Origin of the sequence: Vibrio sp. 2304 (assembly GCF_033339475.1) — a bacterium.
Taxonomy (GTDB): domain Bacteria; phylum Pseudomonadota; class Gammaproteobacteria; order Enterobacterales; family Vibrionaceae; genus Vibrio; species Vibrio alginolyticus.
In genome coordinates, this window is the sequence record NZ_JAWOUQ010000003.1 from 332,617 (window position 1) to 349,508 (window position 16,892).

At 46.3% G+C, this 16,892-nt stretch carries 14 protein-coding genes; 9 read left to right on the forward strand and 5 right to left on the reverse strand.

The window, feature by feature from the left end; all coding sequences use genetic code 11:
* Positions 1-12 precede the first annotated feature (12 nt).
* Positions 13-1,446, reverse strand: coding sequence for a PLP-dependent aminotransferase family protein (locus tag R7P64_RS08685; RefSeq protein ID WP_213969601.1), 1,434 nt, complete (start codon positions 1,444-1,446; stop codon positions 13-15).
* 271 nt (positions 1,447-1,717) lie between these two features.
* Here R7P64_RS08685 and doeA point away from each other — a divergent pair, with 271 nt between their 5' ends.
* The 6 genes from doeA to R7P64_RS08715 all read left to right on the forward strand — a co-directional run bounded on the left by doeA (position 1,718) and on the right by R7P64_RS08715 (position 8,385).
* Entirely contained in the window at positions 1,718-2,905 is a 1,188-nt protein-coding gene (gene doeA, locus R7P64_RS08690) for an ectoine hydrolase DoeA (RefSeq protein ID WP_005373780.1), read from the forward strand.
* 54 nt (positions 2,906-2,959) lie between these two features.
* Positions 2,960-3,967 (forward strand): N(2)-acetyl-L-2,4-diaminobutanoate deacetylase DoeB, encoded by a 1,008-nt coding sequence (gene doeB / locus R7P64_RS08695; protein ID WP_115386511.1) that lies wholly within the window; start codon positions 2,960-2,962, stop codon positions 3,965-3,967.
* Positions 3,968-4,090: 123 nt separating this feature from the next.
* Positions 4,091-4,570 (forward strand): Lrp/AsnC family transcriptional regulator, encoded by a 480-nt coding sequence (locus R7P64_RS08700; RefSeq protein WP_005373784.1) that lies wholly within the window; start codon positions 4,091-4,093, stop codon positions 4,568-4,570.
* Between the two features lie 155 nt (positions 4,571-4,725).
* Positions 4,726-6,246: an NAD-dependent succinate-semialdehyde dehydrogenase gene (locus R7P64_RS08705; protein ID WP_318123392.1), complete on the forward strand. Its 1,521-nt coding sequence runs from the start codon at positions 4,726-4,728 to the stop codon at positions 6,244-6,246.
* 41 nt (positions 6,247-6,287) lie between these two features.
* Entirely contained in the window at positions 6,288-7,691 is a 1,404-nt protein-coding gene (locus tag R7P64_RS08710; RefSeq protein ID WP_053304591.1) for an aspartate aminotransferase family protein, read from the forward strand.
* Between the two features lie 172 nt (positions 7,692-7,863).
* Positions 7,864-8,385 carry a DUF2058 domain-containing protein gene (locus R7P64_RS08715; RefSeq protein WP_054574550.1) on the forward strand — a complete coding sequence of 174 codons (522 nt, stop codon included), beginning with the start codon at positions 7,864-7,866 and terminating at the stop codon, positions 8,383-8,385.
* A gap of 93 nt (positions 8,386-8,478) precedes the next feature.
* On the opposite strand, the gene R7P64_RS08720 is transcribed toward R7P64_RS08715, so the two are convergent.
* From R7P64_RS08720 to R7P64_RS08730, 3 genes are all read right to left on the reverse strand, one after another.
* On the reverse strand, positions 8,479-9,093 hold the full coding sequence (locus R7P64_RS08720; protein ID WP_017633575.1) for a LysE family translocator: 615 nt from the start codon (positions 9,091-9,093) through the stop codon (positions 8,479-8,481).
* A 77-nt stretch (positions 9,094-9,170) separates the two neighbouring features.
* Entirely contained in the window at positions 9,171-9,563 is a 393-nt protein-coding gene (locus tag R7P64_RS08725; protein ID WP_017819813.1) for a ribosome recycling factor family protein, read from the reverse strand.
* A gap of 19 nt (positions 9,564-9,582) precedes the next feature.
* Positions 9,583-10,452 (reverse strand): LysR family transcriptional regulator, encoded by an 870-nt coding sequence (locus tag R7P64_RS08730; protein ID WP_005373812.1) that lies wholly within the window; start codon positions 10,450-10,452, stop codon positions 9,583-9,585.
* 105 nt (positions 10,453-10,557) lie between these two features.
* Between R7P64_RS08730 and R7P64_RS08735 the strand changes: the two genes are divergently transcribed.
* Both R7P64_RS08735 and ansB read left to right on the forward strand, forming a co-directional pair.
* Complete coding sequence (locus tag R7P64_RS08735) at positions 10,558-11,814, forward strand: adenylosuccinate synthase (protein ID WP_005373814.1); 1,257 nt, start codon at positions 10,558-10,560, stop codon at positions 11,812-11,814.
* Between the two features lie 370 nt (positions 11,815-12,184).
* Positions 12,185-13,249, forward strand: a complete 1,065-nt coding sequence (gene ansB / locus R7P64_RS08740) for an L-asparaginase 2 (protein ID WP_053304594.1) — start codon at positions 12,185-12,187, stop codon at positions 13,247-13,249.
* A 71-nt stretch (positions 13,250-13,320) separates the two neighbouring features.
* On the opposite strand, the gene R7P64_RS08745 is transcribed toward ansB, so the two are convergent.
* On the reverse strand, positions 13,321-14,157 hold the full coding sequence (locus R7P64_RS08745; protein WP_005373820.1) for a pyruvate, water dikinase regulatory protein: 837 nt from the start codon (positions 14,155-14,157) through the stop codon (positions 13,321-13,323).
* A 251-nt stretch (positions 14,158-14,408) separates the two neighbouring features.
* Between R7P64_RS08745 and ppsA the strand changes: the two genes are divergently transcribed.
* Positions 14,409-16,781 (forward strand): phosphoenolpyruvate synthase, encoded by a 2,373-nt coding sequence (gene ppsA / locus R7P64_RS08750; RefSeq protein ID WP_005373822.1) that lies wholly within the window; start codon positions 14,409-14,411, stop codon positions 16,779-16,781.
* Positions 16,782-16,892 lie beyond the last annotated feature (111 nt).

Consider the following 16,892-nt stretch of genomic DNA (forward strand, 5'->3'; position numbering starts at 1 on the left):
ATAACCTATCGCTCAGACCAAAAAGTGTGAGGTGGGAGGGTTGGTATCGAGAATTTCAGCAATCACAGATAACCCGTGTTTGATGTAGCCTCGGTTTGTTTCTGCTCCCAAACTGATTCGCACGTAAGGCATTGGCTGATTTGTATCGAGAACAAACGGTTTATATCCAGTGATCTGCACCCCTGAACGCTTTGCCGAAGCAACCAGGTCATCGCTATTCCACTGCTCGGGTAGTCTCAACCAAATGTGCTGTCCATTCGGGTGCGAGCTATAAACATGCCCTTCTAAAGCGGCTTTTGCTATTCGCTGTCGCTTAGCAAACTCATTGACTTGAAAGCGAATAAGTCGATTTAACGTACCGTTCTCGATCCACAAATGAGCAACTTCAAATGGTAATGGAGTCGCAGACCAACTCGTTGCCGCTAAACGACCAATCGCGTGCTGCAAAAAATGACGTGGGACCGTCAGATAGCCAGTGCGCATGCCTGGCGCTACAACTTTGGTTAAACTGGTGACATAGAAAGCTTGTTCGGGTAACAATGTGGCAAGGGGTGGGACACGGTTAGGTTCTAGTGCTCCATACACGTCATCTTCAATGACATAGATGTCGTATTTCTGCGCAATATTCGCTATCGCCTCTCGGCGTTCAACATCCATATGCGCACTAGTCGGGTTAGCCATGCTCGGTGTGCAACACAATACCTTGATTGGTTTGTGTTTACATGCCCATTCAAATGCATCCGGCGTTATACCAAACTCATCCATTTCAAGTGGTTGCAACTTAAATCCAAGCATTCTCGAGCGAGAGATCAAGCCATGATCAACCAAGTGACCACAAGCAACTACATCACCGTGTTCAACAACTGTGCTTAAAGCCAACGTTAAACCATGGCATGCACCATTTGTGAGTAATATTTGATCGGCACCCACATCCAGCCCTTGGCTACTTAGAAATCGTGCTCCTGACTCAATATGATGAGGCTGACCTGTTACCGGCTTTGCTTTACTGATCAAACCACGATTGTTTGTTTGCCCAGCAATCTCCATTAACGCCTGATTAAAAAGCGTAATGTGGCGATCGGTCACCACTGGATGTGCAATCGACATATCAATTTCATCCGGCGTTTCTTTCATCTCTTGTGTCAGCATGAACTCCGTGTCTGTACTTTCATCCACAAAACCTGATTTGACAAAAGTACCATTCCCAACCCAAGACTCGATCGCCCCTTTTTTCTCTGCATAACCATATGCATGGCTCACCGTTTGTACGCTGACGCCAATTTGCTCTGCAAACTCACGATGTGTGGGTAATCGAGTCCCCGGTTTTAGATAACCACTGCGGACACATTCGACAAGATAGTTGCCAATGGAGATGTACTTAGCGGTGCCTGGCCGAATGATCGGGTTCAAAGAAATTGTCATGACACAATATTTTAATTGATTCATTTTTAACGCTCATTGTAACTTCCATTTAACAAATGGCGAACTTTAACTCACAAAACGAGGTGAAATGCACAAAAATAAACCACAATTGTAATGATTGACATGAAATGTATGGGTTAAACAAACATGTTAAACAGCATCGTTTAATCCAAATACAACCCCAGAGGTAAATTGCAATCATTTTTAACGCAGATCTGGCTAGCTGGTAGAAGGTAGAAATACCTCAGCGTCTCCGAAGGCCCATAAGGCGTCGGATTTCTAACAAGGAGAAAATATGAGAGGCGTTGCTTTGCATTTTACACTGGATGAGTTCCAGGATCGGTTAACGAAAGTTCGGCAATCGATGGAAGAAAGAGAATTGGATGTCCTTATCATTCATGACCCTTCTAACATGGCGTGGCTGACAGGCTATGATGGGTGGTCTTTTTACGTGCCACAATGTGTCGTTGTTGGTCCATCTGATGAGCCAGTTTGGTTTGGACGCTGCCAAGATGCCAACGGAGCATACAGGACTGCGTATATGTCGGCAGAAAACATCACCTACTATCCAGACCATTATGTAATGAATCCGCCGCTACACCCGATGGATTTCCTGGTCGAAGCCGTACTGGCTCCGCGCCTTTGGGATCGTGGTCGCATCGGTGTAGAAAAAGATAACTATTACTTTAGCGCCACCGCTTACGAATCACTCACCACGCACCTACCGAATGCTCAACTTCTCGATGCAACTGGACTAGTCAACTGGTGCCGCGCCGTTAAATCCGATCAAGAACTGGCGTACATGTACCGTGCCGCTCGCATTGTTGAAAATATGCACCGTGTCGCGTTCGACATGATTGAACCAGGATTACCGAAACACCACCTTGTTGCCGAGATTAACCGCCAAGCCGTGCTCGGGCATGAAGACCACTTTGGCGATTACACCGCGATTGTGCCGCTTTTGCCATCAGGTTCTGATGCTTCCGCACCTCACCTGACTTGGGATGACAGACCCTTCAAGAAAGGCGAAGGGACGTTTTTTGAAATCGCAGGGGCGCACCGCCGTTACCATTGCCCACTCTCACGCACTATTTTTCTTGGCGAGCCTGACGACAAGTTCAAACGAGCCGACGAAGCCCTAACTCTAGGACTTGAAGCGGGCTTGAAAGTGGCAAAGCCCGGAAATACCTGCGCCGACATCGCCAATGCACTAAACCAGGTTCTCGATAAAGCGGGATTCTCACGCGAAGGCGCCCGTTGTGGCTATCCAATAGGTTTGAGCTACCCGCCAGATTGGGGGGAACGAACCATGAGTTTGCGAGACACCGATAAAACCATCTTGAGAGAAGGTATGACATTCCATTTTATGCCGGGGCTGTGGTTCAAAGATTGGGGGTTAGAAACAACGGAAAGTATCGTCATTACCCATGATGGAGCAAAAACATTGTGTGATTTTCCACGCCACTTATTTGTTAAACACTAATTTTTCAAACCTTAAGCTCTGTTGAGCCAGGTCTGAGAACTAAAAGGACTTGATATGCAAAAAAGCTCGATCACAGCCACCATAGACTTTGACCGAGAAGGTGTACAGCACGGCTTTTTAACGCTGCCCTATTCACATGACGACTCCGCTTGGGGAAGTATTATGATACCTATCACCGTGATCAAAAATGGTCACGGACCAACCGCACTGCTTACTGGCGGTAATCACGGTGACGAATACGAAGGCATCACCAGCCTGCTAAAATTGACGAACTCGCTTCAGGCAGATCAAATCCAAGGTCGTGTCATTATTGTACCCATGATGAACTTACCTGCGGTACAAAATGCCTCACGTACGTCGTTTATCGATAAGGGGAATTTAAATCGCAGCTTTCCCGGCAACCCCATAGGCACAGTGACCGAGAAAATTGCGGATTATTTTACTCGTTACCTAGTTCCTAAGTGCGATTTTGCGTTAGACATTCACTCAGGTGGTAAAACGTTAGATATCGTTCCGTTCGCCGCTGCCCATCGTCTCAACAATCTCGATCAAGAAGAAGCCTGCATATTAGGTGCAAAACTGTTTGGCGCACCTTACACCATGATCTTGCTCGAAATGGACGCCACCAGCCTGTATGACACTGCCGTGGAGTCTCAGGGAAAAATCTTTGTTACCACCGAACTCAGAGGAGGCGGAACAAGCACTCCAGAAACAATCGCTTATTCCGACCGTGGCATTCGCAACTTCTTGCGCTTCTCAGGCAACTTGCCCGGTGACTACGAACAACCAACCCAACCAACTAAGTTATTAGATATGCCTGATGCAAGTTGTTATGTGCAAAGCCAGCACCACGGCATCACAGAATACTTATTTGATCTTGGCGATACCGTCAAAAAGGGAGATGTATTAGTGAGAATCTTCTCGACCGAGCGCACAGGTACCGCCCCCGTTGAGTACAAGTCACAGCGCAATGGTATTTTCGCGGCACGTCGTTTTCCTGCTATGGTGAATATCGGTGACACTATCGCAGTTATAGCCGAAGACTGCGGCGAGATAGGCTGATTGAAAAGCCAACTAAAGAAATCAAAACAAATGGCATACCAGAAGCAAACTGGAAAGCACCTTATAACAGCGACCAGTCATCAGCCTTTATGAAATGATTAGTATTCAACAGGGAGACTCATAATGCGCCTCGATCGCTACGACGTAAAAATTCTACAAATACTTCATGATAATGGTCGTATCACCAAATCTCACCTTGCCGAGGCCATCAACCTATCCGTGAGCCCTTGCTGGGAGCGCGTCAAAAAACTGGAAGAAGCAGGCATCATTGAAGGTTACGGAGCAAAAGTAAATACCGATATTTTGTTCAAACGAACGTCAGTTATGGTTGAAGTTACGCTCAAAGAACACAACGCCCAAGCGTTCAAACGCTTCGAGCAACTGGTTCAACATTCACCAGAAGTCACTGATTGCTATGCCACGGGCGGTGGTGTCGATTACATCCTTAAAATTCAGTCAGAAGATATCGACCAATATCAGCGGCTTATCGACAACTGGTTAGACTCAGATGTGGGCATTGAGCGCTACTTTACTTACATTGTGACAAAAACAATCAAACGTGATGCGGGCACATTCGAAGTAAACCAAAACGCTTTGTTATAAAAGGGAAAATGCGTATCAGGCGTGAACAGAAAAAACACCATATTTTACGGCACTAAAAAGAAAGTTCTGACGTTTTAAACCTCGGTATCAGAAATTATTTCGGTCACTTCTCCATTACAGTTTCATTATGGACAACGATGCTGGGAGAAGGACTCATGGCAGCACTGCACAGCTTACACGCTGAAGAATTAAAAGCCTCGCACGACATGATGGCGATAATGAAAGACGTACGTTTGGTGAGAGGTTTAGCGTACGTGAATGGCAAATGGGTAAGTGGTGATCAATTTCATCCGGTGGATAATCCAGCAGATGGCACGGTCATCGGTTACATCACTAAGCTATCTCAGCAACAACTCTATCAAGCGATTGATGAAGCCGACCAAGCCTTTCGTCAATGGCGAAAAATGCAAGCAGAAGAGCGCGCTGAAATTCTCATGCGTTGGCACGACCTGATTCTAGAATCAAAGCAAGATCTTGCTCATTTGATGGTGATGGAGCAAGGAAAAACACTAGGTGATGCTGTAGGTGAGATTGACTACGGCGCATCCTTTGTTCGTTGGTTTGCCGAAGAAGCACGCCGCAGCTATGGTGAAACCATCCCAAGTCATATTCCGAATGCGCAGCTATCAACGGTGCGCGAGCCGATTGGTGTCGCAGCACTGATTACGCCATGGAACTTTCCTAATGCCATGATCACACGCAAAGCCGCAGCCGCACTAGCAATAGGCTGTCCGGTGCTCATTAAGCCCGCCAGTGAAACGCCTTTTTCTGCGTTAGCGTTGGCAGAGTTAGCAGACCGAGCTGGCTTTCCACCTGGTGTATTTAACGTGATCACTGGCGATGCGGTGATGGTGTCACAAACCTTGTGTCACTCCGATAAAGTCAAAGCGCTCTCGTTCACAGGCTCAACTCGAGTAGGCAAACTATTGCTACGCGACGCGGCACAAACCGTGAAGAAGTGCAGTATGGAGCTCGGTGGTAACGCCCCTTTCATCGTGCTGCCAGATATGGATGTTGAGCAAGCAGCCAAAGCCGCCGTGGATGCGAAGTTTCAAACCGCAGGACAAGACTGCTTGGCCGCAAACCGTATTTTCGTCCCCGACGATAAGTACGAAGCGTTTTTGGAAGCGTTTGCCAAAGAAATGAGCCACATCGTTTTGGGCAATGGCTTAGACGAAAAAACCACCATGGGACCGCTTATTAATCGCACTGCGGTGGATAAAGCGCATGATTTGGTGCGTGACGCGCTCGACAAAGGCGCGCGATTGGTAGCGGGATACCACCAGCCCGTACCAGGCGAAAACTTCTTCGCGCCGACATTGCTAGCCGATGTAACCCCTGAAATGGCGGTGTATCGCGAAGAGAATTTTTGTCCTGTGGCAGGCGTATTGCCTTACCAAGACTTAGATACCGTGATTGAAATGAGCAACGACACTGAGTACGGCTTAGCTGCCTATGTTTATGGTCACGATATTCACCAAATTTGGCACTGCATGCGCGGTTTGGAGTTTGGCATGGTGAGCGTGAACTCCGTCAAAATGACAGGGCACCCTATCCCATTCGGCGGCGTGAAACAGTCTGGTCTTGGTCGAGAAGGAAGCCGTCACGGATTTGAAGAATACAGCGAAATCAAATACTGCTGCTTAGGCGCTTTACCAACCGTCAGTGGCAGTTGAGACACGAAATATGGATATCCAATTATTCGAGGAGAAGGATCATGAGTAACAAAACCCAACAACTTTTAGAGATCGATCGTCAGAGAGTATTTCATGCCTCAACCCACCTAAAGCAGTATGCGGCCGGGGAGCTTCCGGGAAGAATTATCTCGAGCGGAAGCGGAATACGCATCACCGATTCAGAAGGCATCGAGCTGATAGACGGCTTTGCCGGGTTGTATTGTGTAAACATTGGCTATGGCAGGACCGAAATGGCCGATGCGATTTATGAGCAAGCCAAAGAACTGGCGTACTACCACACGTACGTCGGTCATACGAACGAAGCGCTCGTGACACTGTCAGATCGCATCATCAAAATGGCGCCTGAAGGCATGAGCAAAGTTTACTACGGCATGTCAGGCAGCGACGCGAACGAAACTCAACTTAAGTTGGTGTGGTATTACAACAATGCTCGTGGTCTACCAGAGAAGAAAAAAATCATTTCGCGTGACCGCGGCTACCATGGTTCAAGTATCGCGTCCGGTTCAATGACAGGTTTACCGTTGTTCCACGCCCATTTTGATTTACCACTTGAGCGTATCAAACACACCATCGCGCCATATTATTATCGCCGTGAAGACGAGAGTATGTCTGAGCTTGAATTCTCTCAATATTGCGCAGATCAACTCGAAGCGATGATCTTGGAAGAAGGCCCAGAAACGGTAGCAGCAATGATTGCGGAACCAGTGCTCGGTACTGGCGGTATTGTGCCACCACCAGCAGGGTACTGGCAGGCGATTCGCAAAGTACTCGACAAATACGATGTACTCTTGATTGCGGATGAAGTGGTGTGTGGCTTTGGTCGCCTCGGCTCCGATTTTGGCTCACTCCACTACGACATGAAACCAGATCTCATCACGGTAGCGAAAGGGTTAACCTCAGCGTATCAACCGCTGTCTGGCGTGATCGTCGGTGAACGAGTTTGGAGTGTGCTAGAAAACGGCACCGACCAATGGGGCGCTATCGGACACGGTTATACCTACTCTGGTCACCCAATGGGAGCGGCAGCCGCGAACTGCAACCTCGATATCATTGAACGTGAAGGCTTAGTGCAAAACGCGGCCGAAGTCGGCGCTTACTTGCAGCAACGTATGGCAGAGACGTTTAACGATCATCCATTAGTCGGTGATACTCGTGGCGTTGGCTTGTTGCATGCGTTGGAGTTTTCTTCAGACAAGCTTCGCCGAGCACACTTTGATCCAAACTTGAAAGTAGGCCCGCAAATCGCGGCGGCCTGTTTAGAGCAAGGCTTAATCGCTCGCGCTATGCCACATGGTGACATCCTCGGTTTTGCTCCACCGCTTATCGCGAATCGCAACGATATAGACACCATTGTCGACAAAGCGCATCAAGCGGTAAACAAAGTGATGGATAACCTCGTCACATCTAAACAGTGGCAACCATAACCCACCTAGATTTCAGTAATGCTCGCGGGCTTTGGAGAAGGCCCGCTTTGCACTTTCCATTAAAGAGATAACAAGCCAACCAAACATTTTAGACCCATAGAAAGCACTATTATTTACTACAAGTGGCAATAGTGGGTAAAATGCCCAAAATTGCGCACTAACTGGATAAAACATGGCAAAACTTACCCTTCAAGAACAAATGTTGAAAGCTGGCTTAGTTAATGAAAAGAAACTAAAGAAAGCGAAGAAAGGCTCTAAAAAATCACGCGTTCAAGCACGCGAAGTAAAAGCGGCGGTTGAAGAGAATAAACGCCAACAGTTAGAGCGTGATAAACAATTGAGCGAGCAACAAAATGCTGAGCGATTAAATAAAGAGATCAAAGCGCAGATCAATCAATTGATTGAGATGAACAAGATCGACTTAAAAGATGGCGACATCAAATACAACTTCACTCACGGTACGCTAGTGAAATCACTTTATGTAGATTCACTTATCCGCGAGCAGTTGATCAAAGGTATTTTGGCAATCGCAATTGTTGGTGAAAGCTATGTTGTCATTCCACGTGGAGTAGCGAATAAAATTACTCAACGTGATGAGTCCGTAATCATCGAACAAAAAGAACCTGAATCGGACATTCCAGCAGAAGACGATCCATACGCAGATTTCGTCGTGCCTGACGATTTGATGTGGTAACAATAAATTAATCGATACATCAACGAAAAGAGCCGCTAATGTAACATCAGCGGCTTTTTTTATAGAAAAATAATCTACAGAGATGATGTTTTGTTATTGCTTACTTAGAAGCAAATTCGCACCTGATGCAGCTAAAAACAACGAACATCCGCGATTGAAACGTTTCGCCATTTTTGGATTTGAAAACCAGTGTCTCAAGTACAAACCAAAGATGGCATAGATTGAAATGGCGACCATTTCTAATATCAAAAACGTCGAGCCAAGGGCAAAAAACTGCTCTTGAACGTTGGCATTGGCATCAACAAATTGCGGCAAGAATGCAGTAAAAATAAGAATCGCTTTCGGGTTGCCAGCAGCAAGCGTAAATTCTTGCTTCGCAAGTCCTGCGTAATTGCGCGAATTGTCCAAGTCAGAGATCGGACTGGACTCTGAACGCCAAAGGTTGAACGCAATCCACAGTAGATACAGCGCCCCTACCAGCTTTATTGCCAAAAATAGCATTTCTGACGTATACAAAATCACAGCCAGACCTGATGCAGACAACGCAATCATTGCTGAAAAAGCGGCAATTCTGCCTAAACTGGCCGTAAACGCGGCCCTAAAGCCGTAACAACGCGCATTATTCATTGCCAATAAATTGTTTGGGCCTGGAGCCATATTTAGAGCGAAGCAAGCAGGAATAAAAAGGAGAAGCTGCCAAATATCCATAATAAAATGGTCTTAGTGAGTGATATTGATCGGTACCCTAACATCTGTTAATAAAGTGAGTAAACCACAAACCGATCTTAAAGCAACTCAGCATCAAATCGTGCCGTGCGAGCTTGAACTAACGTGCAGTTCGTTTCAGCCATCAGCTCCGCTAAGGTGATGTTTGGGTTTTGTCTCACCAAACGTATCAACTTCACGTCCAAAGGTTCCAATTTGTCTTGGTGAGCAAGTAGAGCTTGTTCGATTTTGTTGATCGCAAATCGCATCGTCTCTGCTTCTTCGTTTTTGAGATGCTCTAAAAACGCTTTTACATCCAAAGCCTCGCCCGAGATTTGCCAGTGACGAGATCGTCTAATTCGCTTAAGATCGCACTGTTTTTCTGCTGCGAGTGTTTTCGCTCGCTTGGCATGGTCGCCCCCAATACGGTGAATCAAGGATGGGAGCGAAATCGTAATCTTCGTCTCTTTCATGGCCTTTTCTTTCATCGCCTTAGCCCTCAACCACCGACACATTCTCGCCAACCCAAGCCAACAACTGTTTTGCCGCTTTGGATAACACCTGATTTTGACGCACGATGTAGCCGAAATCAGTGTTTGGAAAACTTGGCAAAGGCGTAACTTCACGAGAAAGCTTTAATCTCGGATCGAGCGAGAAATCCGGCACAATAGCAGTCCCAAACCCCGCTTCCGCCCAGTCGATTTGTGCTTCCACACTGCCCACTTCCATCACGCGATGCTTAGGCAGATTTAGTTCAGGTAAAGACGCATCAATCAGCTCTCGGGTTCGAGTATCGTGCCCTAGCAGGATCAGCGTCTGGCTCTCTTTTCGATTGTCTTGCCACTCAAAAATGTTATCGCCAAACGCACACCAGTGAATCTGCGTGAGAGGCGTAAAATGCAGCGGTTGACTCTCTTTTTGTGCGATAACAAAGCCGATATCGGCACGCGCACTTTTCACCAAATCCACCGCTTGAGAAGATGTGGTGTTGAACAATGCCAAGTCGATCCCCGGATATTCACTTTTGAATTGCTGAAATGGTTTGATAAGCAGTAAACGTGAAACAATATCGCTCGCCGCAATAGAAAGCGTCCCCTGCGTAAGATCGTTGATGGCATTGAGATCTGACTGACAAATTTGCAGCTCATTGAGCATCCGCTGCGCCGTAGCTAACAAACGCTTCCCCGCTTGCGTCAACTGCACGGGATTTCGCTCAATCAATTTCGTGCGCGTGGCTTGCTCCAACTGCTTGATATGCAAACTTACGTTCGGCTGCGTCATGTGCAGTTCCGTCGCTGTTTTGCCGAAATGTTTTACCTCTGCAAGAGTTACGAAGGTTCGCAGCCAGTTCAAATCTAACATTGCCAATTCCGATATGAAATTCTTATCAAGTTAATGAGTATAATTAATTTCTCTTATTATGGCGAACACCTTAAGATTTTTGCATCTGTTTTTGGAGATTAAATTATGTCGTCTATCGTTGTTGTGGGTGCAAACTGGGGTGATGAAGGCAAAGGCCGCATCGTTGACTTTTTGGCAGAGCAAGCTTCTGCGAGCATTCGTTTCCAAGGTGGTAACAACGCGGGTCACACCGTGGTTAACGACCTAGGTACGTTCAAGCTGCACCAGCTACCAAGTGGCGTATTCAACCCAGACTGTTTGGCAGTGTTAGGTCCGGGTATGGTTATCAGCCCTGCGTTGCTGTCTCAGGAGATTGCGGAAGTTGAAGAAGCGGGCGTAAAAGTGAATATGTGCATCTCTGATCGCGCAACACTGTGTCTACCTCTACACGCACTAGAAGATACGCTAGAAGAACAACGTTTAGGCGACAAAGCATACGGTTCAACTCGTCAAGGTATTGCACCTGCTTACGGTGACCGCGTAATGAAGAAAGGCATCCTAGTTGGTTGGTTGAAGCAACCAGAAGTATTGGTTGAACGCCTTCAATTCATGATGGATTGGAAACTGCCACAACTGCGTGCGCTTTACCCAACATTCGAGTTTGAACAAACCGCTGAAGAACTGGCGAACTGGCTGCTAGAAGTTTCTGCACCTTGGCGCGATTCAATTTGCAACGTAACGCTTCCTCTAAAAGAACTACAAGCGAAAGACAAAACTCTATTGTTCGAAGCGCAGCTTGGCGCGGGTCGTGACCTTGTGTACGGTGAGTACCCTTGGACAACATCTTCTAACGTTGTATCAATGTACGCGGGTATCGGTAGTGGCCTTCCGGCACTTCGTCCTGAACGCGTTATTGCGGTTGCAAAAGCCTTCAGCTCATCAGTGGGTACTGGTACGTTGATCACTGCAATGGAAGAGCAAGACGCTTTCCGCGAACTTGCTGGCGAGTTCGGTGCAACTACGGGTCGTCCACGCGACATGGGCTACTTCGACGCAGTCGCTACGAAAAATGGCGTTGAACTGCAAGCCGCAACTGAAATTGCACTAACGAAAGTAGACTGTTTGACTGGCCTTAACGATCTGAAAATCTGTGTTGGCTACGAAGGCGACCACAGCGAAAACCCAATCTGGCCTCAAACTGCCTCTCTTGCGCCAATCTACGAGAAGATGGAAAGCTGGAGCGAGGACATCACAGGTTGTCGTAAGTTTGAAGAGCTTCCAGTAGCAGCACAGAAATACGTTCTACGCATTGAGGAACTCATGGGCGTACCAGTAAAAATGGTGTCTGTGGGTCCTGGTCGTGAACAAATGATTATGCGATAAGATGTGAATTAACACATCATTGGCAAGCGGCTTTTATCTGTTCCGGGGTAAAGCCGCTTTTTTTTACACTGTAAACTTTGGAAAATTGCACGGCTAAATTCATGTTTAATAACCTCATCACGAGACTCCTACCTCCTTTATTTATAAATCAATAAATTATAGGACTTAACACGTTGTGCACGTTACTAGCACATCTCACTTGTTAAAGAAGCACGCCAATTAGGTTAACTGGTTGATTTAATATTCTTTAAGTGATTAGTTGATCACGATCTTCATCTGCAATTTGTTGAACTAGTACTCAAAAAATCTAACCCGCTGTTTTTAGGATAGATGAGTTCCCCAACATCCAACCTAACAGCAGGTGATTCCCATGACGAAAAATCTTTTCCGCCTCAGTACGATAACCCTTGGTTTGTGCCTTAGTTCTTTGTCTTTCGCGCAATCCGATCTTCCGAACATTAAAATTCTTGCCACTGGCGGCACCATAGCAGGCGCAGGTCAATCTGCAACCGAGTCAAACTACACAGCAGGTAAAGTCGGCGTTGAATCATTGATTTCTGCGGTGCCGAGTATGACCAACATTGCCGATATTTCTGGAGAGCAAGTGGTCAGTATCGGTTCACAAGATATGAATGATGAAGTGTGGCTAAAATTATCGAAAAGAGTTAATGAGCTACTCGCTCAAGATGATGTTGACGGCATCGTCATTACTCATGGTACGGATACGTTAGAGGAAACCGCTTACTTCCTTGATCTGACCGTCAAGAGCAAAAAGCCTGTCGTGATCGTCGGTGCAATGCGTCCTTCCACCGCAATGAGTGCTGATGGACCAGTCAACTTATACAATGCAGTCGTAACAGCCACCGATGAAGATTCAGAAGGACGTGGCGTGCTAGTCGCAATGAATGACACGATTTTCGATGCGCGAGATGTGACAAAAACCAATACAACCTCCGTCAGCACTTTCCAGTCACCCAACTTTGGTGCTATCGGCTACATTCATAATAGCGATGCCAAATATCAACGAAGCCCAGAGCGTAAACATACGACAGAAACCCCATTCGATGTATCAAAGCTTACTAAGTTGCCTAAGGTCGGTATTGTTTATAACTATGCAAATGCCTCCAATTTGCCAGTGAAAGCCTTTGTGGATGCGAAGTTTGACGGCATCGTAAGTGCTGGTGTCGGTAATGGTAACTTGTACCACACTGTGTTTGATGAGCTAGAGAAAGCGAGTAAAGATGGCGTTGTTGTTGTAAGAAGCTCCCGAACGCCTAGCGGCTCAACCACTTTGGATGCTGAAATTGATGACGAAAAATACGGCTTTGTTGCCGCTGGTACATTGAACCCACAAAAAGCACGTATCTTACTGATGCTGTCACTGACTCAGACCAAAAACTATCAAGACATCCAAAAGATGTTCCAATACTATTAATTCTGTCTAAGGTTCATTCGATAGAGGAGGTACACACCTCCTCTTACACATAGCGACATGAGCGTCTCTTGTTAGCCAAACAAGCGACGCTTCATTCCTGCTTTTTCCAGAATACGCGTAGTAATTTCCTCAACAGACAGAGAGGACGTATTGATATATGGGATCGCCTCTCTTCTAAACAAAGCCTCAACAGTGTCTAGCTCCAGCTTGCACTGCTCTGTGCTAGCGTAATCACTTCCAGACAAACGATTCTCACGGATTTCAGTCAAGCGCTCGGGATCGATCGTCAGCCCAAACAACTTATGACGATGGATCTCAAATTCAGGCAACAAACGCATCATCTTCACATCTTCCGCAATGAACGGATAGTTCACAACACGTAAACCAAATTGCATCGCCATGTACAAGCTAGTCGGCGTTTTTCCGCTGCGCGATACTCCCAGCAGGATAATATCGGCTTGTTCCAACCCTTTTAGCGTGATGCCATCATCATGCGCCAATGTGTATTCAATAGCCGCAATACGGTCAAAATAGGTGTCGGAATCTTTCCCCACGCTGCGAGAACGCTGCAACTTAGGCTTTGGTGCCATCTGAATGTCGTCTTGCACTTTCTGCACAATACTCTCCAAAACATCGTAACTGTATGCCGGCGCTTCAAGCAGCATTTCACGTACTTCTGGAACGACAATTGAGAAAAAGACCAGAGGTTTGACGCCATTGCGCTGGTAGGAAGTTTCAATTTCTTTGACTACGTCAGTAGCTTTGTCCTGGCTTTCTACAAACGGAAAGGTTTTTTCGTTAGGAATGAACGGAAATTGACCGAGAACAACATGCCCTAATGTCTCACATGTTATCGCCGTACCGTCAGAAACATAGAACACATCACGACTTTGGTTATTTATTTGCATTTCTGTTTAATTTTTCAAAATCTTTTGAGTAGGATGGTACACATAATATTAATAAATCAGTTTGGCTTTCAGTTAGGTTCACCACAGCTTTAAAAATTCTTTTGAATTTTTTTCAGCCAGAACGTAATCGTTTGCCTTTGATATCAATCTAAATGAAGCAATGTATGGTCAACGTGTAATAACAGCCAACATGCGATTGTTTAGATCGATTTAAGTCCCCCTACTAAGCTGCAATGTTTCTGGAGAAAGACATGCAAAAGAACACCCTCTGGTTCAATGGCCTATCCATGGATGATGTCGACAAAGTCGGCGGTAAGAATGCTTCACTTGGCGAAATGGTTTCTAACCTAGCAAACGCAGGCGTTTCTGTACCAAATGGTTTTGCGACAACCTCATACGCGTTTAACCAATTCCTTGACCACGAAGGTTTGGATGAGCGTATTCACCAATTACTCGATGAACTAGACGTTGAAGATGTAGAAGCTCTGCGTAAGACAGGTGCAAACATTCGTCAATGGGTATTAGAGGCCCCTTTCCCTGCGGACCTTGAACAAGAAATTCGTGAAAACTACCAAGAACTGATCGAAGGCAATCCTGAGCTTTCAGTCGCAGTTCGTTCATCTGCTACGGCAGAAGACCTACCTGATGCTTCTTTTGCTGGTCAGCAAGAAACGTTTTTGAACGTGAAAGGCATCGACGCAGTACTAGAAGCAACTAAGCACGTTTACGCTTCTCTATTTAACGACCGTGCGATTTCTTACCGCGTTCACCAAGGGTTCGACCACCGTGGCATCTCGCTATCTGCGGGTATCCAACGAATGGTGCGTTCAGATAAAGCCTCGTCGGGTGTTATGTTTACACTAGACACTGAATCGGGTTTCGACCAAGTTGTCTTCATCACCTCTTCATGGGGTCTAGGCGAGATGGTCGTTCAAGGTGCAGTAAACCCTGACGAGTTCTACGTTCACAAGCCAATGCTTGAAGCAGGCGAACACCCAATCGTTAAGAAAACATTTGGTTCTAAGTTGATCAAAATGATCTACTCAGATAACCAAGAAATCGGCAAACAAGTTGACATCGTTGATACTTCTGATGAAGAGCGCAACACGTTCTCATTGAACGACGACGAGATTAAAGAGCTCGCAAAACAAGCAATGATCATCGAAAAGCACTATCAGCGTCCAATGGACATTGAATGGGCAAAAGATGGCATTGATGGCAAGCTGTACATTGTTCAAGCGCGTCCTGAAACCGTATGTTCACAAACGGAACAAAACGTGATTGAGCGCTACGAGCTACAAAACAAAGCGGATGTTTTAGTTGAAGGTCGTGCAATCGGTCAGCGCATCGGTAAAGGCGTGGTTCGCTTGGTTGACTCTCTGGACCAAATGTCTTTAGTCCAAGAAGGTGACGTGCTAGTTACAGACATGACTGACCCAGATTGGGAACCAGTGATGAAAAAAGCATCTGCAATCGTAACCAACCGTGGTGGCCGTACTTGTCACGCTGCCATCATCGCTCGTGAGCTTGGTATTCCTGCAATCGTTGGCTGTGGCGATGCGACAAGCAAGTTAACCGATGGTGCAACCGTGACAGTATCTTGTTCTGAAGGTGAAACGGGCTACGTTTACCAAGGTGAACTTGAATTTGATGTAAAACGCTCTTCTGTTGATGAACTGCCACTGCTACCAACAAAAGTGATGATGAACGTGGGTAACCCTGATCGCGCGTTTGACTTCGCACAAATTCCAAATGAAGGTGTTGGTCTTGCTCGTCTTGAATTCATCATCAATAAGATGATTGGTATCCACCCGAAAGCATTACTTAACTTTGATGCACAAAGCGATGAGCTAAAAGCAGAAATCACTCAGCGTATTCGTGGTTACAAAGATCCTATCGATTTCTACGTAAGCAAGCTGACAGAAGGTATCGCAACCATTGCTGCGGCATTTTGGCCGAAACGTGTTATTGTTCGTATGTCTGACTTTAAGTCTAATGAATACAGCAACTTGGTTGGCGGTAAAGCATACGAACCGCATGAAGAAAACCCAATGCTTGGCTTCCGTGGCGCGTCTCGTTACATTTCTCCAGTGTTTGAAGACTGCTTCGAGCTAGAAACTCAAGCAATCAAACGCGTTCGTAACGAAATGGGTCTGAAAAACGTTGAAATCATGATCCCATTTGTTCGTACACCAAGCGAAGCAGCATCAGTGATTGATTTGCTAGCGAAGTTTGATCTGCGCCGTGGCGATCAGGGTCTTAAAGTCATCATGATGTGCGAACTGCCATCCAACGCGGTCCTTGCCGATGAGTTCTTAAAGTACTTTGATGGCTTCTCGATTGGCTCAAACGACATGACTCAGCTAACGCTTGGACTTGATCGTGACTCTGGCGATGTTGCACATCTATTTGATGAGCGTAACCCAGCGGTTAAGGTGATGCTTCAGATGGCGATTGATGCAGCAACAAAAGCAGGCAAATACGTTGGTATTTGTGGTCAAGGCCCATCAGACCACGACGACCTAGCGGAATGGCTAATGGATCAAGGTATTAGCTCTGTATCACTAAACCCAGATACGGTTATCGATACTTGGTTAAAACTAGGTAAAGTTAGCAGCAAGTAACACACGATAAACTCTAGCCCTCACACTCCCCTTGTGAGGGCTTTGTTATTCACACGTCATTTCACAATCAGTTCGTGATTCCTCTCTCAAGTTCGTCATTTAGTCAATTTC

Excerpts from the sequence above, each read along its gene's own strand:
- R7P64_RS08725 (WP_017819813.1), bottom strand. The coding sequence starts at position 9,563 with ATGAAAGAGACGAAGATTACGATTTCGCTCCCATCCTTGATTCACCGT.
- doeA (WP_005373780.1), top strand. The coding sequence starts at position 1,718 with ATGAGAGGCGTTGCTTTGCATTTTACACTGGATGAGTTCCAGGATCGG.
- ppsA (WP_005373822.1), top strand. The coding sequence starts at position 14,409 with ATGCAAAAGAACACCCTCTGGTTCAATGGCCTATCCATGGATGATGTC.
- doeB (WP_115386511.1), top strand. The coding sequence starts at position 2,960 with ATGCAAAAAAGCTCGATCACAGCCACCATAGACTTTGACCGAGAAGGT.
- R7P64_RS08700 (WP_005373784.1), top strand. The coding sequence starts at position 4,091 with ATGCGCCTCGATCGCTACGACGTAAAAATTCTACAAATACTTCATGAT.
- R7P64_RS08705 (WP_318123392.1), top strand. The coding sequence starts at position 4,726 with ATGGCAGCACTGCACAGCTTACACGCTGAAGAATTAAAAGCCTCGCAC.
- R7P64_RS08720 (WP_017633575.1), bottom strand. The coding sequence starts at position 9,093 with ATGGATATTTGGCAGCTTCTCCTTTTTATTCCTGCTTGCTTCGCTCTA.
- R7P64_RS08715 (WP_054574550.1), top strand. The coding sequence starts at position 7,864 with ATGGCAAAACTTACCCTTCAAGAACAAATGTTGAAAGCTGGCTTAGTT.
- ansB (WP_053304594.1), top strand. The coding sequence starts at position 12,185 with ATGACGAAAAATCTTTTCCGCCTCAGTACGATAACCCTTGGTTTGTGC.
- R7P64_RS08735 (WP_005373814.1), top strand. The coding sequence starts at position 10,558 with ATGTCGTCTATCGTTGTTGTGGGTGCAAACTGGGGTGATGAAGGCAAA.
- R7P64_RS08745 (WP_005373820.1), bottom strand. The coding sequence starts at position 14,157 with ATGCAAATAAATAACCAAAGTCGTGATGTGTTCTATGTTTCTGACGGT.
- R7P64_RS08730 (WP_005373812.1), bottom strand. The coding sequence starts at position 10,452 with ATGTTAGATTTGAACTGGCTGCGAACCTTCGTAACTCTTGCAGAGGTA.
- R7P64_RS08710 (WP_053304591.1), top strand. The coding sequence starts at position 6,288 with ATGAGTAACAAAACCCAACAACTTTTAGAGATCGATCGTCAGAGAGTA.
- R7P64_RS08685 (WP_213969601.1), bottom strand. The coding sequence starts at position 1,446 with ATGAATCAATTAAAATATTGTGTCATGACAATTTCTTTGAACCCGATC.